Source organism: Nitrospira sp. Kam-Ns4a (assembly GCF_965152595.1).
Genome location: NZ_OZ224218.1, coordinates 2,632,009 through 2,657,163, shown reverse-complemented (window position 1 = coordinate 2,657,163; position 25,155 = coordinate 2,632,009). Strand labels below are relative to the sequence as shown.

The window sequence follows — 25,155 nt, the reverse complement described above, 5'->3', positions numbered from 1 at the left end:
GGCTGCTGTTTAGGGTGGCGCGGGCACCAGGATGCGTTCCTGCTTGCGCCGGGGCGTGCGTGTGAGGTTCGCCTTTCCTGCCTCCACGGCTTGGAGCCAAAGCTCGGTGCCAGCGATCATCCACAAGGGCCAAACGCATGCGCCCGTCTGTTCCTGCTCGCGGTACATCGCTTGTGCGGACCTTTCCTCCACCCACCCCCGAGCGACGGTGAGAAGCGACTCGAAGAAACGCGGCCCTCCAAGCGCCGTGAATGCCTCGGAAAAGACCGCAGAGAACTCCACCTTGGTCACCCGTTGCCGAACCGACTCCGGGAGCAATCCCTGAACAGCTTGCCTGAGGATAAACTTGGGCACAGCACCGCGCCAGCGTTGGTCCTCGGGCAGGGCCAGGGCAAATTCGGCGAGTCGAAGATCGGTGAGCGGGTGGCGCTCTTCGAGACCAAAGCGGGAGGCTGCCCGTTCCTCAACTTCGCAACTGTGGGGCCACCAGCCGGAGGTCAGCGTGGCGTAGATTTCTGCCTGGGCGAAGCTTGGAAACCGGGGCGCCTCGGAGGGAACAGCCAGCCGGTCGGCTAAATGGATCCGCCGGGCGAAGCCCCGGACGATCCAGTGAGGGACGCCGTCGCGAGTGAAAACCTTCCTCAGCATTCGGTGCAACCTGGTCGGCAGCAAGGGCTGTACTGCATACCCCAGGAACGCGTGGGCGAGCTCGCGGGGCGCGGAGCTGCCGGAGGCCCGGCTGATTCTGCGCAATAGGGGCAGGATACGCCATTGCCGAAGAAGGTCGGCTGCATGGTAGAAGCTCCCAGCCAACCATTCATCGCCTCCACCGCCGGTCAGGAGCACCCGGATGCCCTTCTCCTGCGCCAGGGCCCGCAGTGGATTGGCCATGGTGCCGTTGGGATAGCCGGGGAAGTCCTGGCTCTGCCGTGCACAATTGGCCCAGGCGGTGGGCTCCCAAGCCTCCGGCCTGGCGCGGTTCGAAGTGAGCCCCCACAGCCGCTCGACTTCCTCAATAAAGGGACGCTCGTCGCACGGTAGGCCTGGGAAGACAAGGGAGAACGTTTCAAAACCCTGGTCCGCCGCCAGCCCGTCGCGGTAGAGGGTCTGGGCCACGCCGACCACGGAGGATGAATCCAGGCCGCCGCTCAAGTAGGCGCCGACCGGTCCATAGCTCCGCAGCCGGCAGCGGACCGCCTCGTGGAGGACTGCGCGAAAATGGTCGGCATACTCCTGGTCCGTCCTATACCGGAGGGTTCGTTCCGGATCAACGCTCCAGTAACGCTTCTTCCATAAGCCCTTCGGCCGCACGAGCAGCACGTGAGCTGGCGGGAGACGCCTGATGTTGGCGTAGAGAGTTTCCTCCTGGGAGGTGATCTCGCAGGCCAGGTATTCTCCGAGCATGCCCTCGTTGATCTCCCGCTTGACCGCCGGATGGGCCAGGAGCGGTGGGATCTCGGAGGCGCAGAGGACCAGCCGGTCGTCATAGTAATAATAGAAGGGCTTGACACCCATCGGGTCTCTGGCGCCGACGAGCTGCCGGTTCCATCCGTCCCAGATCACGAAGGCAAAGTCTCCAAGCAAGTGCGCGGGACACTCTTCACCCCAGGCCTCGTAGGCCCGGAGCATCAACTCGGCGTCGGTGTCGGTCCGAAGCCCGATGCCTTTGGATCGGAGCGCGGCCTTCAGCTCGTCCCGGTTGTCCACCCGCCCGTCCAGCGCCAAACAGAGGGCGCCGGTGTCGTCGGTCAGGGGTTGCCGCTCCTCCAGCGACTCGGGTGTCGTCCACAGCATGCAATGGCCTAGCGCCACCGAGCCGCGAATCCACTGCCCGCTCCCGTCGGGGCCGCGGTAGGCGATCGTGTCCATCATCCTCCGTAGGAGCGAGGGATCAACCGGTCGTCCGTCCAGGTTCCATATGGCGACGAACCCGCTCATGGTACGCTGGTTTCAGATCGGTGGGGCAACAACGGCTCGAATCCTTCACCTCCCGGCAATCCAGGGAGGATCGAGCCCTCCCGCTCCAACCAGGCGTGCGCCGCGAAGCGGCCGGCCTGTCGCGAGACGCCGATGCGAAGCTGGACGGCGACGCCGCGGCGCCCCAGCAGGACCGACAGGACGAGCGCCTGCGTGAGGCAGGTAGCCTGTATTGGGGCATAGCGGCCGGCGACGGCTGTGAGCCACGCGCACCGTGCGATCGGCAGGAGCGAGGAGGCCGCAGCGTCTCGGAGCCTGAGTTGCGAGAGCCGATGACAGAAGTGAAGGAGCGAGCGGAAGCAGAAGAGGCGCAGGCCAAAGGCGATCACCAGGAACAGCACCCAGGCCTCTCCCAGGATCAACCAGTCGCGGAGGGTGAGTTGGCATGCCTTACGGAGCCGTTCCATTGCGGACTTCGATGAGACCCTTCTCTCGCATCTGGACAAGCAAGTTCAGCAGATCCTCGCGGCAGCGAGCCTCCGGGACATCGTATTCCTGGAGCAGCGAGTCGAGAACCTTCTGAACCTGGCCGTGCTCGCGCAAAAGGCGCCAGATTCTGGTCCCGACTGCATCCAAGCCGAAGTAGACTCCAGTGTTCAGGTTCAGGATGACGCCTTCACTCTGCAGCTCCCGGAACAGGATATCCTCAGGGATGGACACTGAAGAGGTCAGGGCAAGAGTCTCGTTCATCCGTGGCCTCGTCCCTTAGAAGACAACGGGCGCACCCCGGTGGCGCCAAGCTAGCCTAGCGTTGAATCCCAGTGCTGTCAAGGAAGTCGCGGGTGGGCGCGCGGGAGTGGAGCCCGGACCTCGCAGGCCTGGTCAGAGGTACCCGGCCAGCAGGCGGGCGGCCTCGGTCGCGCCGGTTGGGGCGGGTGCCGGCTCCTCCGGTTCGGGCAGAGCCCAGAGCGCGTCGAGCCCGGCCCGCCAGCGGCCGCTCGCGAAGTCCTCGGCTGACAGCTCGACGCCCCGGCCATAGCGGTGAAGGTAGTCCACGAGAGGCGGCTCGTCAACGAAGTTGTAGCGGCGCACGTAGAGCACCCGCAGGCCGTGGGCCACGGCCTCGACGATGGTGCTGTAGCCGGGCTTCGTGACGAGGAGATCGGCGGACGTCATGATGAGGCCGAACGGTAGGCCTGTGGTTGCCATCCGATGGGTGCGCTGAGCCTCGGGTGGCACCGGTCCGACGACGATGAACCGGTAGCCCTCCATGGCCTCCAGTGCCGACGTGGGGAGGGTTTCGAGCGGGATGCCGCCGAAGGCGACGAGGACCACCCGTTCATCGGTCTGGGCCCCGATCACCTCCCGCAAGTGCGTTCGGTTAGGCCGCCGGGGCGGGGCAATCGGGCCGACCTGGGCGATCCGCCGGAAGGCTCGCACCGGCACGGCTGGTGTCGGCAAAATCATCAGGTCGGCCCGCCCGTAGGCTTCACGCATCTGGGCAAGGATCGCCAGGCGGGTCGGCCGATCGACGCCAGGGTGCAGCTCCCGCGGCTCGTCCAAGAAGGGTTCGAGCACCGCGTCCCAGGATAAATTGCAGAGCCCCACGGCCGGGACCCCTGCCCGTGCCGCAGCCGCTACGGACAGGGGCGGGATGTTCGCGACAACGAGCGCCGGCGCCCGGGCCCGAATCGCCCGGGCTTCCTCCTCCACCCGCGCCGACCAGTCCGCGTGGAACCGCGCGTGCTCGCGCCAGGTCGCGCCGATGTCAATCGTCAGCGGGCCCCGCTGGACGCAGCCGATATCCGGCTCGGCCGGGCTGAGCTCCCATTCAATCGTGAGCCCTCCCTCGAAGAACGAGGCGGGGACGCTCGTCCGCAGCAGGGCCTTCAGCCCCGAGCGGGCCCGGCCCAGCTCGTTCAAGACCGGGATCATCTGCGCGGCATGGCCGTAGCCGTGCCCGGAGATCGCGCACCAAATCAGAGGCATGCCGGACGCCTCCTCACGAGTCTCCGGTGCCCGGGTCGTGGGTGGGAACGATGTTGTAGCGCAACTCCAGGTCGAACTCCGCGATCAGGTCGTTAGCGGTGGCGTCCCCGAGGCTGGCGCGCACGTCGCTCATCAGGAGGTCCAGCGGCACGCCGGCCTGTGCCTCGAACTGCTCGATCGTGGTCTGGATCCGTTGCCGGGCCTCCTCGATGGTCATGGGGCTCCCTTCGGTTAACCGGTGTGGGGACCGCGGGCCGGGCGGCCGGCGGCATCTTATCATCTTCCCAGCCCGCTCCGCAGCCAGGCCAGGCGCTCCGTGTCCTCCTGCGTCTGCGGCAGTCCGTACCTCTGGTCGAGCAGGGCCACGCGCTCCAAGCAACGAACCGCGTTCGTCCGGTCGCCGATCCGTTCATAGAGGGCCGCGAGCAGGCGCAGCGCGGCGGCCTCGCCGGGCTCGTTCCCCAGCTTAATGAAGTGCTCGGAGGCGTTGTTCAGGCACTTCTCCGCCTGATCTGGCTGGCCGGCTTCCAGGAAGGTTTTGCCGAGCTGGCTATAGGTCGTCGCGAGTCCGTCCTCATCGCCGACGGCCCGGTGATGCTCGAGCGCTTGCTGGAACTGCGCGATCGCCGCCTCGTGCTGCCCCGCCGCCGCGGCCTGGAGTCCCAGATTGGCGCAGAGCACGCCCAGCGCGCGCCGGTCCTGCACCGCCTCGAGGAGGTCGCGCGCTTCCAGGTAGTAGGGTGCGGCCTTTTCGGGACGGCCGGCCTCGAGCTGCAGGTTGCCGAGGTTGACGAGAGTCTGCCCGATGGCGCTCCAGTCCTGGCGCGCGCGCTGGAGTGCCAGGACCTCCCGGTAACAGCGCTCGGCCTCCTGGGGGTCGCCGAGCATCGCGCAGACGTTCCCCAAGTTGCCGAGTGCGGCCGAGAGCGCAGGCCCGTCGCCCCCCGCACGGGCCTCCTGTACGGCCTGTGCGTACCAGTGGCGCGCCTGGGGCAGGTCGCCCCGATGGAAGAAGATCCGGCCGCGCTGGCTGGACGCTTCGGACATCGCGCCCAGGATAGGCCAGAGTCGGCCGCCTTGTCGAGCCCGGCCGCCCATGCTATCCTGCCGTCATGCAGAGCCGGGGAGGGGAGCGATGGTGATCAAGCATTACACGGAGGTCAAACCGGACCGCTATACGGGCGTGCCCGAAGGCGTGCAGGTACGGGAGATGATCACGGGCCGCGACGGGGCGCCGAACTTCGCCTTGCGCGTCTTCGACGTCGAGGCCGGCGCCAGCACGCCGTTCCACGACCATCCCTGGGAGCATGAAGTCTTCATCGTCAGCGGCACCGGCCTGGTGCGGTCAGAAGGGGGCGAGACGCCGTTCCGTCCCGGCGATTCGGTGTTCATTCCGGCGGGCGAGAAACACTGTTTCGCCGCCGATGCGAGCGGGCCTGCGCGCTTCATCTGCGTGATTCCCACGAAGAACGCCTGCACGCTCTGAGCCGTTCGAGGGTCAACACCGAGCTTCGAACGCTGAACCTCCAGCATGATGGAGCCCCTCGACTCAGTCTTCCGCTACCACGAGGAGACGAAGCATCATTTCTTCCGCTATGCCCGCTCGCTCGGGTACATGGACTGGGCCAACCAGCCAGACCCCTTCCGGCGCTATGAAGGCGCACCCCTCATACCCCTGCCGCTCCTGCGGCCGGACGAGCCGCCGTTGTCCCCGCCGTACGAGGCCCTCTACGAGCGGGGCGCAGTGCCGCCGGAGCCGGTGTCCCTGCGCGCGATCTCCCGGTTCTTCGAGTATTCGCTCGCCATCTCGGCGTGGAAGCAGGCCGGCGGCGTGCGCTGGGCGCTGCGAACCAATCCGTCGAGCGGCAACCTGCACCCGACGGAAGGCTATCTAGTGATCGGCCCCGTGACGGGGCTCGCGCCGACGCCGGGCGTCTACCACTATGCGCCGAAGGAGCACGCGCTGGAGCGGCGGGCGGAACTGGCCGCGGACCGGTGGGCCGCGCTGCTGGCGCCCTTTCCTGCCTCCGCGTTCCTCGTGGGCTGGAGTTCCGTCCACTGGCGGGAGGCGTGGAAGTACGGCGAGCGCGCCTTTCGCTATTGCCAGCACGACGCCGGGCACGCGATCGCAGCGGCGCGGATCGCAGCGGCGACTCTGGGGTGGCAGCTCCTCCTGCTGGACGGCGCGGCGGACGAGGACGTGGCCGCGCTGCTGGGGCTGAACCGTGCCGAGGACTACGGCGAAGCGGAACGGGAACACCCGGACTGCCTGGCCGTCGTCTGGCCGGCCGATTCCGTGAGAAAGGTTCCACTCTTTCTGGAGCCGGAGGCGGTGCAGGCCGTCGCGGCCGCGTCCTGGCAGGGCCGGGCTAACCGGCTGAGTCCCGACCATCCCGTGCAGTGGGAGATCATTGACGAGGTCGCGGCCGCTTCTTGGAAATCCACCACTAACCGTCTCGCGATTGACTGGGCGTCTGAGCAATCCGCTCGTTCCACCCGTCACCCGTCACCCTTCACTCATCACCCTTCCGCCGGCCAGCTTATCCGGCAGCGGCGGAGCGCCGTGGCGCTCGACGGCAAAACCTCGATTCCGGCGAGCCGGTTCTTCACGATGCTCAGCCGGGTCGTGCCGCGGCACGAACGGCCCGTCTCCCGACGCCCCATGCCCTGGGATGCGATTCCCTGGGACCCGGCGATCCATCTCTTCCTGTTCGTGCACCGGGTCGAAGGGCTTGCGTCGGGACTCTATCTGCTCGCGCGCGATCCGGCCTGCACGGAGCGGCTGCGGAAGGCGGCGCATCCGCACTTCGCTTGGACGGTGCCGCCTGGGTGCCCGCCAGACCTGCCACTCTTCCTGTTGGAGGAGGGGAATGCGCAACGGCTCGCCGCACAGGTGAGCTGCGGGCAGGACATCGCGGGGGACGGCGCGTTCTCGCTCGGGATGATCGCGGACTTCGAGGAGGCGCTGCGGCGGCATGGGCCCTGGTTCTACCGCCGGCTCTTCTGGGAGACCGGCGTGATCGGGCAGGTGCTGTATCTGGAAGCGGAGGCGGCCGGGGTGCGTGCCACGGGCATCGGCTGCTACTTTGACGACCCCGTCCACCAGGTGCTCGGCTTCACGGACCGGTCGTTCCAGTCGCTGTATCACTTCACCGTCGGCGGCCCAGTCGAGGATCCGCGGCTCACGACGCTGCCGGCCTACGGGCCGCAGGCGCGGGAGGGCGGCTCGGGCCCGGCGGCGGTTGATCTCCGATAATTGATTGAGAGAGCCATGTACAAGATCAAAAAACGGGGGCCGGCGCCCCCCAAGCCGCCGGCGCTCTACAACATCATCGAGGACTATACGGAGTTCGACGCGCCGGGCAACGTCATGGTCTGCGCGATGACCGAGCCCGAGAACCTGGCGGAGCATGCCCGCGTGCTGGCGGAGAGCTACGACATCCCGCTGGACGTCATGACGCGGCTGCTTGCCGAGGGCGGCCTGTACGTCTATCCGCAGGCGGGGCTGCTGGTGACGAAGGGGCTCTTCGCGTGCCGGATTGACCCGGCCGGCGACCAGCCCAAATGGACCTGGGTGCTCGATCTCGCGCAGTATGCCGAGGCGGAGCAGCTCGTCCGGTCCCGCGGGCTGTCCCTGGAGGAGGCCGCGGAGCGAGTGTTCGTTCGGATGCTGCCACCGGCGCTGCAGGAGCGGCTTGGCCAGAAGAATCTCGGCTTGGACTACGCCAAGCTCGATAAGGCCATCGCCCGCCACGGGGACATCAAGTACATCGATTTCCGGAAGGACTGGTCACCGCATTACAAGCGTGCCTGCATCATGCCGGATGGCCGGCTCGTCGAGACCGGCAGCCTGGAGGAGTTCGCCTCCCTGCACGGGATCCCGGTTGCGGACGCCCGCCGGTTGATCGAAGAGGGCGGGACGCTGGAGGTGGCCGGCGAGGTGCTGGCCTGCCAGATCGTCAACGGCCAGCCTGCCGTCGCCCGATTCGGCCACCGGCACTACGCCAAGGCGAAGGAGCTGGCGGCCGCCAAGAGCCTGCATCTTCTGGATGCACTCAGCGAGGTGGGGTTGAGCGATCCGGTCATGATGGGTGCGCTCAGACGGCTGGAACGACGCCTGGGTGAAAGCAAACGGGAAAAGTGAAATGCAAACCGGGGTCAGAATCCATCGTTCCGGCGAATGCCGGAATCCAGAGCCAGACTGGGCCCCAGCGACCGCCGGGGTGACGTTCCACGCCAGAGCCTGCCCGGTCGGTTTGCTTTTGCCTTTGACATTGTTCATTGCTGTTTTGGTGGCGGCGTGCAGCGGACCGACGCCGATTCTCTATCCCAACGCACATCTCAAGCAGGTCGGCCGGGAGGTTGCCGAGCAGGATATTGCCGCCTGCCAGGAGATCGCGGAAGAAGCGGGTGCGAAGCCCGCGCCGGGGAGGGCCGGCCAGGTTGCCACCAGCACGGGCACCGGCGCAGGAATCGGGGCCGCCGCCGGAGCGGCCGGCGGCGCTGTCGTCGGCTCGGCGGGGACGGGCGCGGCGGTGGGAGCGGTCAGCGGTTCTGTCTGGGGCTTCCTCCGGGGACTCTTTCGCAAGAAGGAGCCGAGCCAGGCCTACAAGCGCTTTGTGGACCGTTGTCTAACTGAACGCGGGTATGAGCCGGTGGGGTGGCAGTAGGCTTGACCGGTTTTCCCGGGGTTGACTGCCTAGGATGGTCTCCGCATACTAGGTGGTGGCAGACCCGGACAAGGAGCTCCACCTGATGCCAAGGGTGCTCGAGAAGAGCCGAGAATGGTGGAGCCGGCTTCGCGTGCATCAGAAGCTGGTGACCATTCTGCTGGTCATCTTTGTCCCTCTGATCACCGCTCTGGTCATTCACTTCTCCTTTGTTACGCAGCTCCGCGCAGTCCAAGCTCAGCATCACCAGATCGTCCTGGCCCGTGAGCAATTACAGGTGCTCCGCCGGCTGGCCGTGGATATCGAGGACGCGTTCCGCGGGTACCTGCTGACGCGGCAGGACGCGTTCTTGAGGCCGTTACAGGAAGCGGAGCCCAAGGTCCAGCCGACGGTGGACCGGATTATGAGTCTGGTCGAGAGCGACTCGGAGCTTGCGGGCGCCCTGCGCAGCGCGAGCGGCCGGCTGGCATCGCTGGTCGAGTCCAAACATGTCCTCATCGAGCAGGTCCGTGCAAACCGTACGGGAGAGGTCTTGGCGTACGTGCGGTCGGGACAAGGGCTCGCGCTGTCGGATGCCGTGCTGAACGATTTCCGCAGGCTTGAGGACCGGCTGGACGACCTCCTCCAAGGCTACGAAGCGAAGGAAGCCAGCCTGGTCAATCGGGCCTTCTGGGGAATCCTGCTGACCGTGGCGGGCGCGCTCGGGCTTGGGCTTCTCTATGTCCGGCTGTTATCGCGCTCGATTACCGGGCCGCTGACGGCCCTGCAGGCGACGGCGGCGCAGTTGAACGCCGCCGTCGCCCCGAACGGGACGGCCGCCCGCGGCCGGGGCCGCCCCGGGGATGAGCTGGAAGAGCTGGCGCGAGTGTTCGAAGAGATGGCCAGTCGGATCCAGGCGCATCTGCGGGAAATTGATGCGCTCACGGCCATCGGCAACGAGATCAATACGATTCGGGCCGATGGCGTGCCGGGCGTGCTGCGGCGCATCACCGACCGGGCCTGCGAGCTGCTCAACGTGGATGTCTGCCTGGTGATGCTCAGGAACGACAAGATGGGCTGCTGGGTCGTCGAGGCGGCCTCAGGGGAGTGGCATGACCGGCTTTACAAGTCTGTGATGCTGTGGGAGGAGTTTCCGGTGTCGGTGCAGGCCTATGAAACCGGCCAGCCGGCGTTCGGCGACAACCTCCGGGACGACACCCGGCCTGAAGTGCGGCGCCGGAACCTGATCGGGCAGAGTATGCTCTCGATTCCCCTCTTGTCCCAGGACAAGCCATTCGGCGTGCTGGTGTTGTTGCAGAGCTGCGCGGTCTCCCATGCGGCTTGGAACGTGCAACTGGCGCGGGGGTTTGCCAGCGAGGCTGCAATCGCGATCGCCAATGCTCGCCTGTACGAGGCCCTGGCCCAGAAGGGCAAGGGGCTTGAGACGCGGCTCAAGCAGCTCGAACATTTGGCCGTGACGCTTGCCCACGACATGAAAGGCCCGGGGGAACGCATCGGTGGCTTGGCGGCCGCGATGTTGGCCCAGTACGGCGATCGCCTGGACGACCGGGCCAAGCGCTGGTTACGGCTTATGGACGAGGAAGGCCGGGAACTGAGCACGCGGATCGAGAACATTCTCGAGCTAGCCCGGGTCGGGGTGGGGCGCGAATCGCTGGAGGTGGTGGATCCCGCCGTGGTGCTTGCCGATGTGCTGAAGGAACGGGCCGGGGAGCTGGAGCAGCGCAAGGTTCGGGTTCACACTCCGGCCGAGTTTCCGGCGGTGGTCTGTCACCGGGCCTACTTGCGGCAGGTGCTCGACAACCTGATTTCCAACGCGATCAAGTTCGCCGGCGAGCAGTCCCATCCTCAGGTTCGGATCACCGTCTCGCGGAACGGCCCGCTGGTGCGGATTTCGGTCAGTGACAACGGCCCGGGCATCCCGCCCCAACATCGGGAGCGGGTCTTCGAGCCGTTCGTCCGGCTGCGCCCCGACGGGGCGAAAGGGAGCGGGATCGGGCTGGCCATCGTGAAGCGGATTGTGGAGATGTATGGGGGAGCGGTCTCCGTCGAGCCGTCGGAACAGCCAGGCTGCACGGTCGCGTTTACATTGCCCGCCGCCGTGGAGCTTGTCGGCATCCCCACAACGGCTCGGCCCGGCCCGTCCTCTGAGGAGAGGCATCAAGCGGAGGATCGGCATGACGAACCTGACGTTTGATCCGCTGTGTCGCGGCACAACGACGGCCAGGCGCCCCTTCACGATTCTCGTGGTGGAAGATCAGGCCGCTGACGCGGAGTTGTTGCTCAACGCGCTCGAGCAGGCGGACCTCAAGGCGGTCGAGGGCGAGGTGATCATCGAGATCCGGGCCACCGCCGAGGGAGCCTTGCAGGCGTTGGCCGAAGGACCGGTGGATCTGGTGCTGACGGACATGATGCTGCCGGGCATGGACGGGCTGGATCTGGTCAGCCGGATCCAGGAGATTGACCGGAATCTGCCCGTGCTGGTGGTCACGCGCATCAAGGGCATTCCCGAAGCCGTGGACGCCATGCGGCGGGGGGCCTACGACTTCATCCTGAAACCCGTCAACCCGACCGATTTGGGAATGCGGCTGCATCGCGCCATCAGGATCTCCGAGATCGTGCGCCGGAACTCCGCGTTCGAGCGGACCATGCGGCAGGTTGCGGAGGCCGGCAGCCTGATCGGCGCCAGCGACGCGTTCCAGGCGGTGCTCGCCCTGATCGAGGAGGCGGCCCAGGTCCGCTCGCCCGTCCTGATCACGGGGGAGACCGGGACCGGCAAGGGACTGATCGCGCGGGCGATCCACGAACGGAGCCGGGAAAAGGACAAGCCGTTCCAGGTGATTGATTGTGCGACCATGCCCGAGGGGGTAGTGGAGAGTGAACTGTTCGGTCACGTGCGCGGTGCCTTCACCGGGGCAGTTTCCGACAAGCCGGGCTTGATCGAGCTGGCCGACGGGGGCACCGTTTTCCTCGACGAGATTGGGGAGCTCCCTCCGCCGTTGCAGGCCAAGCTGCTCAGGGTCCTCGAGGACAACGAGGTGCGCCCGGTCGGCGGCACGCGCGTGAAGCGGGTGGATATGCGATTCATCGCAGCGACGAATCAGGACTTGCAGGAGAAAGTCCGGGCGGGTGCGTTCCGCAAGGACCTCTTTTATCGGGTAGCCGTGATCAAAATCCACGTGCCGCCGCTGCGCGAGCGCCTTGACGATATTCCGCTCATCGCCCGGCACTTCGTCTCGCAGTTCGGGAGGGAACTGGGCAAATCGCCCTGCTTCCTCGATCCCGCGGCGATGGAGGAGTTGCTCGCCTACCCCTGGCCCGGCAATATCCGGGAATTGCGCAACGTGATGGAGCGGGCGGTGATGCTGGCGAAGGCAGATTCCATCCCTCGCTCCACGATCACCGCACTGCTCTCCTCCGAGGCGACGCCGAAGGGAGACACGGAATTCGGCGCCTACATGGCGGCCCCCTATAGCCAAGCCAAGCGCCAACTCCTCAAGGACTTCACCACCCTGTACCTCAAAACCAAGCTGGCTCTGTCTGGTGGCCAGATTTCGCAGGCGGCCTTGCAGAGCGGCCTGCCGCGGCAGAACTTTTCCCGGTTGCTCAAGCGATACCTGGGCCAGGGCGACGGCTAGTCAGGCCGCGTTTCCATTTCGCCTCAGCCGCTTGAGTGCCTGACCGCCGAGCCGGGACAAGAGCTCGCGTAGTTCGGTTTCGGTCGCGGATTCGATTCCTTCCGGTAACAGGCGTTCCGCGTTTCATTCTGCCGCACCACTTCCATCGCGCTCCTGGTATGAACCCTCTCTGAGAAGGGCGGTCACGCATCATTTGTGATGCGCGCGACAAGTCACTGAATTTTTTCATTCCTTGAGCATTGGTTCGCCCCGCTGAATCAAATCTGATTCCTCTGGTTCGTCCCCCGTTTCGCGGTCGTGCGGAAGAAGGCTGATTTCGCTTGTCATTTCAATTGGTTCAACACGTCACCTCCGGCCAAGTGGAAGACGGGCTTGGGGCAATGAACTTGCTAAGCATTATGGCGAGTCCGTGTCGGGACTTGAAAGGAGGTGAGGAGGGGTCGCGAAGCCCGAGTGCGGAAGTGTGATGAAAGCATCTAGCGTAAGGAGGAGGGGAGTATGCATCTTTCACGTCGGCAATTCTTAAAAGCCACGGCCGGGAGCATCGTGGCGGCTGCGATCGCCGACAAGGCGCTGGCCTTGACCGCGCTGCAGCCGGTCATCGAGGTGGGCAACCCCCTCGGTGAGTACCCCGACCGGTCCTGGGAGCGGGTCTACCACGACCAGTACCGGTACGACTCGTCCTTCACGTTCTGCTGTTCCCCGAACGACACCCACGGCTGCCGCGTGCGCGCCTTCGTGCGCAACGGCGTCGTGATGCGGGTCGAGCAGAACTACGACCACCAGACCTACGAGGACCTCTACGGCAACCGCGGGACCTTCGCCCACAACCCGCGCATGTGCCTGAAGGGCTACACCTTCCACCGCCGGGTGTACGGGCCCTATCGGCTGAAGGGGCCGTTGATGCGGCGGGGCTGGAAGGAATGGATGGATGCGGGAGCGCCGGAGCTGACCCCGGAGACCAAGCGGAAGTACAAGTTCGACAGCCGCTTCCTGGACGACATGGTCCGGGTGTCCTGGGACACGGCCTTCACCTACGTCGCCAAGGCGGTGCTAATCGTCGCACAGCGCTACAGCGGCGAGGCGGGGGCGCGGCGGCTGCGCGAGCAGGGCTATCCGCCGGAGATGATCGAGATGATGAAGGGGGCCGGTACGCGCTGCTTCAAAATGCGGGCCGGCATGCCGGTGCTCGGCATTGTCGGCAAAATGGGCGTGACCCGGTTCAACGGCGGGGTGCTTCCATTGGTGGACACCTACATCCGCAAGGTGGGGCCCAACCAGGCGCAGGGCGGCCGCTACTTTTCGAACTACACCTGGCACGGCGACCAGAACCCGTCACATCCCTTCTGGTCGGGCGTGCAGACCTCCGACATTGACCTCTGCGACATGCGCTTCTCCAAGCTGAACACGAGCTGGGGGAAGAACTTCGTCGAGAACAAGATGCCGGAGGCCCACTGGAAGCTGGAATCCATCGAGCGGGGCTGCCGGATCGTGGTGATCACGCCGGAGTACAACCCGACGGCAACGCGGGCCGACTATTGGATTCCGGTGCGGCCGGAGACGGACGGGGCGCTGTTCTGTGGCGCGATGAAGATCATCATTGACGAGAACATGCACGACGTGGACTTCCTCAAGGAGTTCACGGACGCGCCGATCCTCGTCCGCACGGACACGCTCCAATATCTGGACCCGCGGGATGTAATCAAGGACTTCAAGTTCCCAGATTACACGAGCCGGTACTCCGGCAAGGTGCAGACGCTCAAGCCCGAGCAGATCGAGCGGCTGGGGGGCTGCATGGTCTGGGATCTGAACAAGCAGCAGCCGGTGTTTCTGGATCGTGAGCTGGTGGGCTGGCATTTCCGCAACAGCGGCATTGACGCGGCGTTGACCGGGACCTACCGGGTCAAGCTGCTCAACGGCCGCGAAATCGATGTGATGCCGATCTGGCAGATGTATCTGGTACACTTCCAGGACTACGACCTGGACACGGTGCATCAGATCAACCGGGCGCCCAAGGACCTGATCGTCCGCTGGGCCCGGGATAGCGGCACGATCAAGCCGGCGGCGATCCACAACGGCGAGGGGGTGAACCACTACTTCCACGAGACGATCTACGGCCGTGGCGCGGCGATGATTCTCATCATCACCGGCAACGTCGGCAAGTTCGGCACGGGCCAGCACACTTGGGCCGGCAACTACAAGGCCGGCATCTGGAACTCGACCCCCTGGTCGGGCGGCGGGCTGGGCGTGCACACGGGCGAAGATCCGTTCAATCAGAATCTGGATGCAAGCGCCCACGGCAAGGAGGTCAAGGTCAGGTCCTACTACTACGGTGAAGAGGTCGGCTACTGGAACCACGGGGACACGGCCTTGATCGTCAACACGCCGAAGTACGGCCGGAAGGTGTTCACGGGCAAGACCCACATGCCGACGCCCAGCAAGTTCCGCTGGGTGACGAACGTGAACATCCTCAACAACGCCAAGCATCACTACGACATGGTCAAGAACGTCGATCCCAATATCGAGTGTATCGTCACGCAGGATATTGAGATGACCTCGGACGTGAACCATGCGGACGTGGCGTTTGCCTGCAACTCCTGGATGGAGTTCACCTATCCGGAGATGACGGCCACGGTGTCGAACCCGTGGCTGCAGGTCTGGAAGGGCGGCATCCGGCCGCTGTACGACACCCGCAACGACCTGGACACGGTCGCCGGGGTCTCGGTTAAGCTGACCGAGATGACGGGCGACAAGCGGATCAGGAATCACTTCCACTTCGTCTACCTCAACCGGGTGGACGTGTACGTGCAACGGCTGCTGGACGCCAGCGCGACGTGCTACGGCTACAGCGCAGACGCGATGCTGAAGAGCGAGAAGGGCTGGATGGTGATGACGCGGACGTATCCGCGGCAGCCGTTCTGGGAGGAGACCAACGAGTCGAAGCCGATGTGGACCCGGACCGGCCGGTACGAGAACTACCGGATCGAGCCGGAAATGATCGAGTACGGTGAGAACTTCATCAGCCACCGGGAGGGCACCGAGGCGACGCCGTACCTGCCCAACGCGATCATGTCCACGAACCCGTATGTTCGCCCAGACGACTACGGGATTCCCATCACGGCCCAGCACCACGATGACAAGCACGTGCGCAACCTGAAGCTGCCGTGGCAGGAGATCAAGCGGCACAGCAACCCGCTGTGGGAGAAGGGGTACCAGTTCTACTGCGTGACCCCGAAGACCCGGCACCGCGTGCACAGCCAGTGGTCGGTGAACGACTGGGTGCAGATCTACGAGTCCAACTTCGGCGATCCGTACCGGATGGACAAGCGGACGCCGGGGGTGGGCGAGCACCAGTTGCACATCAACCCGCAGGCGGCGAAGGACCGGGGCATCAACGACGGCGACTACGTCTACGTGGACGGGAACCCGGTGGACCGGCCGTACCGGGGCTGGCGGCCGAGCGATCCGTTCTACAAGGTGGCGCGGTTGATGATCCGGGCGAAGTACAACCCGGCGTATCCGTACCACGTGACGATGGCGAAGCACGCCCCCTACGTGGCGACGGCGAAGACCGTGAAGGGGCACGAGACGCGGCCGGACGGGCGGGCGATTGCGCTGGATACCGGCTATCAGAGCAACTTCCGGTACGGGGCGCAGCAGTCGTTCACGCGTTCCTGGCTGATGCCTACCCACCAGACGGACTCGCTGCCGGGCAAGCACGCCGTCGCGTGGAAGTTCAAGTTCGGCTATCAGGTTGACAACCACGCGGTCAACACGGTGCCGAAGGAGTGTCTGATCCGCATCACGAAGGCGGAGGATGGCGGCATCGGGGCGCGCGGGCCGTGGGAGCCGGTGCGGACGGGCTTCACGCCGGCGCAGGAGAACGAGTTCATGATCAAGTGGCTCAAGGGCGAGCACATCAAGATCAAGGTGTAACCGATCGCCACCGGATGCGCGTACCAGTCACCACTTGATTATGAGAAGAAGGAGGAGGAACCATGCCGGAAGTCTATAACTGGCAGTTGGGGCGGAAGATGCTCTACCCCTACGAGGAGCGGCACCCCAAGTGGCAGTTCGCCTTCGTGTTCAACATCAACCGGTGTCTGGCGTGCCAGACCTGCTCGATGGCGGACAAGTCCACGTGGCTGTTCTCGAAGGGGCAGGAGTACATGTGGTGGAACAACGTGGAGACCAAGCCCTACGGCGGGTATCCCCAGTTCTACGACGTGAAGATCACGCAACTGATCGAGCAGGTGAACCCGGGGGGGCAGGTGTGGAACGTGCGGGTGGGCCGCAAGCACCATGCGCCCTACGGGGTGTTTGAAGGGATGACCATTTTCGACGCGGGGGCCAAGGTGGGCCAGGCGGCGATTGGCTACATCCCGACGGACCAGGAGTGGCGGTTCGTCAACATCTACGAGGACACGGCGACCTCCATGCGGGCAGTGGTGGAGGGGATTGACAAGACCGGGTTCACGCGGGACGAGCCGTGGCGGATGACGGGCAGTTCGTTGCCGGAGCATGAGACGTTCTTCTTCTACCTGCAGCGGATCTGCAACCACTGCACGTACCCGGGGTGTCTGGCGGCCTGTCCGCGCAAGGCGATCTACAAGCGGCCGGAGGACGGGATTGTGTTGATTGACCAGAACCGGTGCCGGGGGTACAAGAAGTGCGTGGAGCAGTGTCCGTACAAGAAGCCGATGTACCGGGGGACGACGCGGGTGAGCGAGAAGTGCATTGCGTGCTATCCGCGGATTGAGGGGAAGGACCCCTTGACGGGCGGGGAGCCGATGGAGACGCGGTGCATGGCGGCCTGCGTGGGGAAGATTCGGATGCAGAGCCTGGTGCGGATCGGCGAGGACGGGTTGTGGGCGGAGGACCGGTGGCACCCGTTGTACTTTGCGATTCGGGTGGAGCAGGTGGCGTTGCCGTTGTACCCGCAGTGGGGGACGGAGCCGAACGGGTACTACATTCCGCCGCGGTGGGCGCCGCGGGGGTACATCCGGCAGATGTTCGGGCCGGGGGTGGACAACGCCATTGAGAAGTACCTGGTGCCGAGCCGGGAGTTGCTGGCGGTGCTGCAGTTGTGGCGGGCGAGCCAGCAGATTGTGTTCCGGTACGACGTGATTCCGGGCCCGAAGGTGTTTGAGACCCAGATTCACGGGCGGCGGTTCGAGATGTACAACGACACCGTGCTGGGGTTCAACAAGTCGGGCAAGGAGGTGGTGCGGCAGCAGATCGAGGAGCCGATCTACATTCGGCCCGCGGAGCGGGTGAACTGGCTCTGAGGCTGAGGCCACACCCCGCCATCCGTGCTCAGCCGTCAGCAAACCTGACGAGGCTGCAAGCTGAGCGCTGAGGGCTCGGCGAGGGGGCAGGAGGCGCATGGGAGCGCCCCTGCCCCCTTCCTTTACGAGGACCCGTGCCAGATCACAAGAGAAACCGGTGGCCGTCCTGGAACCAGGTCCTGATCAGCCTGCTCGTCGTGGTGTTGGGGGGGCTGGCTGCGCGTATGCTCGACCAGGTTGATCGCGATCTGCGCATGCTCTACACGGAGTACACCTTGGCGGCGGCTGACCTAGCCCATATCTCCGGGGACATCATGCGCTACAGGGCCACGATCATCCAGGCGTTCGAGGCGAGGAGTCGCCAGGATGCCGAGAGGATCATGGTGGGGCTTCCGGATCAACGCGAGCGCATCCGCGCTGCGGTGGACCGCTACGACATGACAGGGAAACGGATGGGACCTGAGGCGGCGAGGGAACAACAGGTCCTCACCGCCTTGCGGGAAAGCCTGGAATCCTACTTTGTGACCGCGGACGAAACCATCGCCCTCTTGAAGAAGCGCTGGGATGTCAAATCGGCGAAAGAGGCCGCGGCGCTACGGAGCAGACTGGAAGTGCACATCCGGGATACGGCGGGAGCGAGATTGGTGGCGGTCAGCTTGGCTTTGGACCGGCTCTTGGACACTGTGGCGGAGGTTGGGAAGGGAATGCAGGACGAGGGCATCGTCACGATCCGCGAGATCAGTGCCGCGCTTCTGGTGGGAAGTGTGCTGCTCGCGTTGTTGAACCTCGCCGTGCTTCCTGGGCGGTGGCCGAGGAAGATGCCCGTGCGCTCGACGCCGGAGCCAGATCCGGCCGCTTCGCCATGCTCGTCCGCGCCGGCGGATCGCCCGGGTGGGGCGGGTCTCGGGTGATCACACCGAGACGGCCTTTGGTCAGGACGTCATCGGGATGTCAGGGGTGAAAGGGTTTCGTGATGGATGACAAGAACCCGCTGCTCTACCGCGAGCCGATCCTCGGACGTGAGTACTGGGTCTGCGAGGGGATCCTGGAGAACCCGTTCGAAGTCGCCGAGCGTTGCGTCAGCAAACCGACTTGGGTGTTGGGTGCGCCGTGGCGTCCGGAGCCCTGGCCGGGCATGCGCGCCCCGGACGCGCTCACCCCCACGGAGTTGGCCCGGGTGGAGGCCTGGGTGAAGGCGGCGCTCGGCGTCCGGCGTCTGCTGGTCCAGCCCGACCCCACCACCGGGGTGTCCGCCAATAACTGGGTGCAACTGGTGGGCGGTGCCGAGGGCGTCGCCCGACCCCACGTGGATTCGGCCAAGCTCTGCACGCACGCCGGTGTGTTGTACCTGCATCCCTATCCGCCGACCATCCATTGCGGCACATCCTTTTACCGCCTCAAGCTGGGCGAGGGCAGGCTCGGCGGCAACGTCTGCCCGCCGGAGTATGAGAGCATCAGTCAGATTCCCGGCTTGAAGGAGATGGAGCCGGGTCAGTGGCAGGAAGAACTAGAGGTGCCCTACCGATTCAACCGGCTGCTGGTCTACCGGTCGGATCTCGTCCATTCCGCCACTGCGTATTTCGGCTCGGCTTACGAGCTGGCCTCGAAGCGGATGGCGATCGTGTTTTTCTGGAAGGCGGACGGCTGAGCCGACTGGAACAGCACCCTCGTGTGCGTCCCTCTTGACAGGCTGACGGTCCGACGTCACTATCCGCGGTATGGCTGACGGACCAGTCTCCGATTCTCTTAGTCAGGCGCGCGATCCGAGCGTCATAGCCGTGTTCGGCGCTGACGGCGACCTGACCAAGCGCAAGCTCGTCCCGTCGCTGTACCAGCTGGCGTCCTGCGGCTTGCTTCCCAAGGACTTCGCGTTTGTCGGGCTCGCCCGGACCGAATTCACCACCGAGGACTTTCGGCGCAAGCTGAGCGGGGACATCCGCGAGTTCGCCGCTGGCCTGCTGGATCCGGGGGTCTGGGAGTGGCTGCGCCAGCGCCTCTATTACGTGACCGGGGACTTCCGCGATCCCCAGGCCTATGAGCGGCTCCGCGACATGCTCGCTTTTGTGGACCGGACGCACGGCACCAGGGGCAACTACCTGTTCTACCTGGCCACGGCGCCGAGCTTTTTCAGCGAGATCATTCGTCAGCTCGGCCGCGCCGGCCTGACCGTGCAGAGGCGAGACGCCTGGAGGCGGGTGGTTATCGAGAAGCCCTTCGGCCGGGACCTCGCCTCCGCCCGCGCGCTGAACCGGGAGATCCAGGAGGTGCTCGATGAGAGCCAGATCTACCGGATTGACCACTATCTCGGGAAGGAGACCGTCCAGAACATCCTCGTCTTCCGGTTTTCGAACGGCATCTTCGAGCCCGTCTGGAACCGCCGGTACATTGACCATGTGCAGATCACCGTGGCCGAGAGCCTCGGCGTCGAGCATCGGGGCAGCTACTACGAGGAGGCCGGTGCGCTCCGGGACATGGTGCCGAACCACCTGATGCAGCTCCTGTCGCTGATCGCGATGGAGCCGCCCAGCTCGTTCGACGCGCAGGCGGTCCGGGACGAGAAAGCCAAGGTGCTGCGCTCCATCCTGCCGCTGCAGCCCATCGAGGTGCTGCGGTTCGCCGTAGCAGGGCAGTACGGCGAGGGGACGATCGAGGGAAAGCCGGTCCCGGCCTACCGCGCGGAGCCGAACGTGTCGCCCACGTCGTCTACGGAGACCTTTATCGCCCTGCGGCTGGTGATTGACAGTTGGCGCTGGGCCGATGTGCCCTTCTACCTGCGGACGGGGAAACGGCTGCCCAAGCGGGCGACGGAAGTCGTGATCCAGTTCAAGCGGCCGCCGCTCATGCTGTTCCGAAAGACACCAGTCGAGCGGCTGTCGCCGAACCTGCTCGTACTCCGCATCCAACCGGACGAGGGGATCTCGCTCAGCTTCGGAGCCAAGGTGCCGGGACCGACGGTCCGCATCGGGATGGTGGAGATGGACTTCCAGTACGCGCGGTACTTTGGCGGAGCGCCGACGACCGGCTACGAGACGCTTTTGCACGACTGCCTGGCGGGCGACGCCACGCTGTTCATGCGCTCGGACAACGTGGAGGAAGGCTGGCGCGTAGTGCAACCGGTCCTGGATGTGATGCAGTCGCTGCCGGCGGCGAGCTTTCCGAACTACGCCGCCGGCACCTGGGGCCCGCCGGAGGCCGACGAGCTGCTGGCACGGGAAGGCCGCCACTGGCGGAATCCGGGATAAGACCGGTTCGGCGCACCCGAAAGCCGGCTGCATTTACATTTGCGTTGATCCGTGCTACCCTGGCCCCCACGTAAGTGCGCCCACAGTAAGCGAGGTGCTTCTACTTAGTATCCAAGCCTTGTTGCCCAGGCGGCACGCGGGGAGAGAAGCGTCCACGGGGCCACCCTCTCCGTCCGTTCCATCCCTCCTGCACGCACGCGGTGTTGACGATCCGCCGGGGAAGCGATGTTCAACCTGATCAACCGGCGCGAGCGGCGCGAGAAGGCCTACCACGAAGGCAAGTGGGACCAGGTGCTGTCCCTCGCCCTCAAGCAGCTCGAGGAGGAGCCAGGGGATCTGAAGGCGCTCAACGACCTGGCGGTCGCCTATTATGAGCAGGAGCAATACGATCAGGCGTTCGAGACCTGCCAACAATTGCAGGCCCTGCTGCCCACCCACGATGTGCTGAGACAGCTCAGCTCATCGGGCCTCCGGTACATGCGCCACCATATCGTCTACGGCGCGCTCCTGTACCGACGGGGCCAGTTCCGTGAGGCCCTGGACGTCTTCACCAGCCTGAAGTGTCTGAAAGGGCACTTCTCGGACAAGTTTCATTACGCCGCCCAGATCTTCCTGATGCAGGGTCGGGTGGATCAGGCGGTGGAAGAATACGAGCAAATGTGGAGGCTGCGTCCGGATCGGGAGCAGAAGGTTGTCAAGGAGCTGGAGCAGATCATCGAGAAGCACCCGCTGCACACCAAGGCCCACCGGCTGGCCTTCGAGATCCACCGGGAGAAAGGCCGGCTCCAGGCCCTGATCGAGGAAGGCGAGGCCGCTGTCAAGGAGGGGAAGGCCGGCCCGGGGACGGTCTACGCCCTCGGACACTACTACGAATTCCAGGGCCACCTGGACAAGGCGATCCGCCTCTTTCAACAGTACCTGCGGCGCCGGCCGGAGGACGCCGCGGTCCGCTGGTGTCTGACGGAGCTGTGCCTGAAACGCGGCGACGTGCTGGAGGCGATCCAGCAGGGCCGGTTGCTCGTCGAGGGGCGGCCGGACCGGCTGGATGCGGTCCTGGCCAAGCTCGAGATGGCGGTGAACCAGTTGAGTGGATTCCGGCAGCGGCACGTGCTGGTCGAGCTGTTCACGCTCAACCTGGAGGCGGGACGGCTGGCGGCGAGCCGCCTCTGGCTGGAACGGCTCCTGCCGCTCCCGCCGCAGGAGGACGAGCTGCGCATCAAGCTGCAGGAGAAGCTGGCGGCGGCGGGCGACCAGGCCCTCGAGACGGGCGATCTGGAGACGACACGCGCGATCCTCGAGCAGCTTCTCCTCCTGGACCCCGGCAATGAGGGTTTTCAGACCCAGTTGCGCGAGCTGGAGGAGTTGCTGCTCCAGAAGCGGGCGGGCGAGCTGGAGGCCTTGGTGCACTCGGGGCGTCTCTCGGAAGCGGACAGCCTCCCGGTGCTGCAAGAGCTGGGTGAGATCTACCGGCGCCGTGGCGAGTCCGAAGACCGGATCATCTCAGTCTACCAGCAGTTGTCGCGCATCTCCTTCCCCGGCCAGGCCGAGGCCGTGCTCCAGCTTGGCTTGAGCTTCCTGCGCAAGGGGCTGGCGGATCTCGCGGAGAAGCAGTTCGAGCGGTTCGTCCAGATGCCGATGCCGATGGACCGGCTGACGGAGTGCCTGTACACGATGGCAGTGGCCTGCGAGAGCGCAGGGCGCCACGAGAAGGCCCGGGAGCTCTACAAGAAAATCCTTGAGGTGGACCTCAACTACAGAGACGTCCTGTCCCGGTTGGAGCGTCTTCCCGCCATAAAGGACCAGACCGGGCAGGCCGACGGATGGACCCGGGTCCGCGAGCGGTACGACGACATCGTCCGGATCGGGGGCGGCGGGATGGGCACGGTCTATCGCGCGACGGATCGGGTCCTGCGCAGGAAGGTCGCCCTCAAGTTCATGAAGGACGAGCTCAAGCAGGCCGCCGACGCGGTCCAGCGGTTCATCCGCGAGGCGCAGGCCGCGAGCCACCTGAAGCATCCCAACATCATCGCTATCTACGACATCCACGTCGGCGATCCTGTCTTTATCGCCATGGAGCATGTCGAAGGCCGGAGCCTGCGCGAGATCCTGAGGGAAGGCCCGTTGGCCCCCGAGTTGGTCAGGGCGATCGCCACCCAGCTCTGCGCCGCGCTCGGCTACGCTCACAGCCAGGGTGTCGTCCACCGCGACATCAAGCCGGACAACATCCTGCTGACGGGTGAGGGGCAGGTCAAGATCGCGGATTTCGGTCTGGCCCACCTGGACCTCGCCGTATCCAGCCTGACCCACACGGGGGCGCTGCTGGGCACGCCCTGGTACATGGCGCCGGAGCAGATCCTCGGCAAGCCGGTGGACGGCCGGACGGATCTCTACGCGCTCGGGGTGACCCTGTACGAGCTCCTGACGGGGCGCGTGCCCTTCGCCGAAGGGGACGTGGCCTACCGGCACGTGCATGAAGTGCCCCTGGTGCCGGGTCTGCTGAACCCCAAGGTGAGTCAACCGCTCGAGGCCCTGGTGATGAAGTGCCTGGAGAAGCGGCCGGAAGACCGCCCCCCGACCGCCGACGCGCTCAACCGGGAGCTGCAGGCGCTGGCCTAGGTCTCCTTGCGCCATGGCCCAAGACGCTCCCACCACGACCTGTCCTCACTGCGGCCGGGTCCAGGCCCCCGCCACCTACTGCGTCGGCTGCCTCGTCCACATGGAGCAGTACGCGGGTGTCCAGGCGCGCCTGGCCCAGTTCGAGGCTGGGCTGGCGCGGGCGCGGACTTGCTTCGAGGAGGCCCCCCAGACCGCCCAGGCCGGCGGCGATGCGCTCCGGAGCTTGGCCGAGGTCTTCCAGGGATTGCAGAGAAGCTTTCAGGACATCACGCGATTGCAGCGGGAAATGGCCACCTTGGTCGAAGTGGGCAAGACGATCAATTCGGTCCTCGCCATGGACCAGCTCCTCAACACGATTATGGACATGGCGATCAAGGTAATGAACGCGGAGCGCGGGCTCCTCATGCTGAAGGACGCCCAGACAGGCAAGCTGGCCGTGCAGGCGGCCCGCAAGCTGGACGCGGAGCTGGCGAGCGGCGGCTCCTGGGAGGTGAGCACCAACATCATCAGCCGCGTCGCGAGCGAAGGGAAACCCATCCTGGCTACAGACGCCAGCCGGGAACGCGCCTTCCAGGACATGCAGAGCGTGATCGCGCACCGCATCCGGTCCCTGCTCTGCGTGCCGCTGCAATCCAAGACGAGCGGGATCCTGGGCGTGATCTACGTGGACAACCGGCTGACCTCCGGGGCGTTCACCGAGCAGAGCCTGGAGTTCCTGACCGCGTTCGCCCACCAGGCGGCCATCGCCATCGAGAACGCGCGTCTGTATGAAAACGTCCAGAAGGAGACGACCGCGCGAATGAACCTCCAACGGTACCTCCCACCGACCGTGGCGGAGGAGGCCCTCAAGCGGGAAGGGGCGGCGATCCTCGGCGGCCGCCGGACCGACTGCTCGGTGCTCTTCGGCGACATCTGCGGCTTCACGCCGGTGGCGCAGCGTCTGGACCCGGAGCAGGTGGTCCGGCACTTGAACGAGTTCTTCGGGATCATGACCGAGATCGTGTTTCGCCACCAGGGAACGATGCTCGAGTTCCTGGGGGACGCGGTCCTGGCCGTGTTCGGGGTCCCGGTCCCGCGCGCGGACCATGCCAAGCGGGCCGTGGCGGCCGCCGTGGACATGCAGAAGGCGACTGCCGAATTGGCCGAGCGCGCCGAGCGGCAGGGCTGGCCTCAGTTCCAGATCCGGATCGGGATCAACAGCGGGGAGGTGGTGGCTGGCAACATCGGGTCGGTCTCCCGGGTCAAGTATACGATCATCGGCGACAACGTGAACCTGGCGGCCCGGCTCCAGACTTGCGCGAGGCCGGGCGGGATCCTGATCAGCGAGGCGACGTACCGGCAGGTGGGCGCGCAGGTGCGGGTCGAGCGCTGGCCGCCGATCAAAGTCAAGGGCCGCACGGGCACGGTGGAGGTCTTTGAGGTGTTGGAGCTGCTGGCGCCGCCCTCCGATCAGGAGGCCAAGAACCTCAGGCGGAGCGAGCGGAAGGAGGTCTCGCTGTTCGCGATCTACCGGGACCCCGCGCAAAGCCGCGTCTACCAGGGAACGATCAAGAACCTCAGCCTGGGCGGCGCGCAACTGAGCACCCGGGACGAATTCACGCCCGGCGCGCGGGTGCTGCTGTCGTTCAAGCTGCCCAACGGGGACAAGATGACCAACCGCGAAGCGCGTGTGGTCCGGTCGGAGCGGCTGGTGGATGAGCGCGGGGCCGTCTATTTCAAGCTGGGTCTCGAATTCGCCGATACGTCGCCGGCGGCCGAAAGCAGTCGGGCTCCCGAGCGACGGACCGCTTTCTGAGCC

At 65.6% G+C, this 25,155-nt stretch carries 19 protein-coding genes; 13 read left to right on the top strand and 6 right to left on the bottom strand.

Features of this window, described 5'->3' with window-relative positions:
- Nucleotides 1-9 precede the first annotated feature (9 nt).
- The 6 genes from asnB to ACWHYQ_RS13260 all read right to left on the bottom strand — a co-directional run bounded on the left by asnB (nt 10) and on the right by ACWHYQ_RS13260 (nt 5,004).
- Nucleotides 10-1,938, bottom strand: a complete 1,929-nt coding sequence (asnB, locus tag ACWHYQ_RS13285; protein WP_447972599.1) for an asparagine synthase (glutamine-hydrolyzing) — start codon at nt 1,936-1,938, stop codon at nt 10-12.
- Entirely contained in the window at nt 1,935-2,384 is a 450-nt protein-coding gene (locus tag ACWHYQ_RS13280; protein ID WP_447972598.1) for a lasso peptide biosynthesis B2 protein, read from the bottom strand. Before ACWHYQ_RS13280 ends, asnB begins: the two co-directional genes overlap by 4 nt.
- Nucleotides 2,368-2,667 carry a PqqD family protein gene (locus ACWHYQ_RS13275; RefSeq protein ID WP_447972597.1) on the bottom strand — a complete coding sequence of 100 codons (300 nt, stop codon included), beginning with the start codon at nt 2,665-2,667 and terminating at the stop codon, nt 2,368-2,370. The genes ACWHYQ_RS13280 and ACWHYQ_RS13275 overlap by 17 nt, the downstream gene beginning before the upstream one ends.
- Nucleotides 2,668-2,799: 132 nt before the next feature.
- On the bottom strand, nt 2,800-3,906 hold the full coding sequence (locus ACWHYQ_RS13270; protein WP_447972596.1) for a hypothetical protein: 1,107 nt from the start codon (nt 3,904-3,906) through the stop codon (nt 2,800-2,802).
- A gap of 13 nt (nt 3,907-3,919) precedes the next feature.
- Nucleotides 3,920-4,123, bottom strand: a complete 204-nt coding sequence (locus tag ACWHYQ_RS13265; RefSeq protein WP_447972595.1) for a hypothetical protein — start codon at nt 4,121-4,123, stop codon at nt 3,920-3,922.
- A 59-nt stretch (nt 4,124-4,182) separates the two neighbouring features.
- Complete coding sequence (locus ACWHYQ_RS13260; RefSeq protein WP_447972594.1) at nt 4,183-5,004, bottom strand: tetratricopeptide repeat protein; 822 nt, start codon at nt 5,002-5,004, stop codon at nt 4,183-4,185.
- Nucleotides 5,005-5,041: 37 nt separating this feature from the next.
- On the opposite strand from ACWHYQ_RS13260, the gene ACWHYQ_RS13255 reads away from it, so the two are divergent.
- From ACWHYQ_RS13255 to ACWHYQ_RS13195, 13 genes are all read left to right on the top strand, one after another.
- Complete coding sequence (locus ACWHYQ_RS13255) at nt 5,042-5,392, top strand: cupin domain-containing protein (protein WP_447972593.1); 351 nt, start codon at nt 5,042-5,044, stop codon at nt 5,390-5,392.
- A 45-nt stretch (nt 5,393-5,437) separates the two neighbouring features.
- The gene (locus ACWHYQ_RS13250; RefSeq protein WP_447972592.1) at nt 5,438-7,162 is read left to right on the top strand and encodes a SagB/ThcOx family dehydrogenase; all 1,725 of its coding nucleotides are present in this window, start codon (nt 5,438-5,440) and stop codon (nt 7,160-7,162) included.
- 15 nt (nt 7,163-7,177) lie between these two features.
- Nucleotides 7,178-8,050: a hypothetical protein gene (locus ACWHYQ_RS13245; RefSeq protein WP_447972591.1), complete on the top strand. Its 873-nt coding sequence runs from the start codon at nt 7,178-7,180 to the stop codon at nt 8,048-8,050.
- On the top strand, nt 8,028-8,576 hold the full coding sequence (locus ACWHYQ_RS13240; protein WP_447972590.1) for a glycine zipper family protein: 549 nt from the start codon (nt 8,028-8,030) through the stop codon (nt 8,574-8,576). Before ACWHYQ_RS13245 ends, ACWHYQ_RS13240 begins: the two co-directional genes overlap by 23 nt.
- A gap of 85 nt (nt 8,577-8,661) precedes the next feature.
- A complete protein-coding gene (locus ACWHYQ_RS13235) occupies nt 8,662-10,770 on the top strand; it encodes an ATP-binding protein (RefSeq protein ID WP_447972589.1) in 2,109 nt (702 codons plus the stop codon).
- Nucleotides 10,751-12,211, top strand: a complete 1,461-nt coding sequence (locus ACWHYQ_RS13230; RefSeq protein WP_447972588.1) for a sigma-54-dependent transcriptional regulator — start codon at nt 10,751-10,753, stop codon at nt 12,209-12,211. The genes ACWHYQ_RS13235 and ACWHYQ_RS13230 overlap by 20 nt, the downstream gene beginning before the upstream one ends.
- 498 nt (nt 12,212-12,709) lie before the next feature.
- On the top strand, nt 12,710-16,147 hold the full coding sequence (locus ACWHYQ_RS13225; protein WP_447972587.1) for a molybdopterin-dependent oxidoreductase: 3,438 nt from the start codon (nt 12,710-12,712) through the stop codon (nt 16,145-16,147).
- A gap of 62 nt (nt 16,148-16,209) precedes the next feature.
- Entirely contained in the window at nt 16,210-17,499 is a 1,290-nt protein-coding gene (locus tag ACWHYQ_RS13220; RefSeq protein WP_447972022.1) for a 4Fe-4S dicluster domain-containing protein, read from the top strand.
- Nucleotides 17,500-17,633: 134 nt separating this feature from the next.
- Nucleotides 17,634-18,410, top strand: a complete 777-nt coding sequence (locus ACWHYQ_RS13215; RefSeq protein WP_447972586.1) for an MCP four helix bundle domain-containing protein — start codon at nt 17,634-17,636, stop codon at nt 18,408-18,410.
- A 62-nt stretch (nt 18,411-18,472) separates the two neighbouring features.
- Nucleotides 18,473-19,147, top strand: a complete 675-nt coding sequence (locus ACWHYQ_RS13210; RefSeq protein WP_447972585.1) for a DUF6445 family protein — start codon at nt 18,473-18,475, stop codon at nt 19,145-19,147.
- 70 nt (nt 19,148-19,217) lie between these two features.
- Entirely contained in the window at nt 19,218-20,741 is a 1,524-nt protein-coding gene (gene zwf / locus ACWHYQ_RS13205) for a glucose-6-phosphate dehydrogenase (protein ID WP_447972584.1), read from the top strand.
- Between the two features lie 225 nt (nt 20,742-20,966).
- Nucleotides 20,967-23,357 carry a protein kinase domain-containing protein gene (locus tag ACWHYQ_RS13200; RefSeq protein WP_447972583.1) on the top strand — a complete coding sequence of 797 codons (2,391 nt, stop codon included), beginning with the start codon at nt 20,967-20,969 and terminating at the stop codon, nt 23,355-23,357.
- A 13-nt stretch (nt 23,358-23,370) separates the two neighbouring features.
- Nucleotides 23,371-25,152: an adenylate/guanylate cyclase domain-containing protein gene (locus ACWHYQ_RS13195; protein ID WP_447972582.1), complete on the top strand. Its 1,782-nt coding sequence runs from the start codon at nt 23,371-23,373 to the stop codon at nt 25,150-25,152.
- Nucleotides 25,153-25,155: the final 3 nt, after the last annotated feature.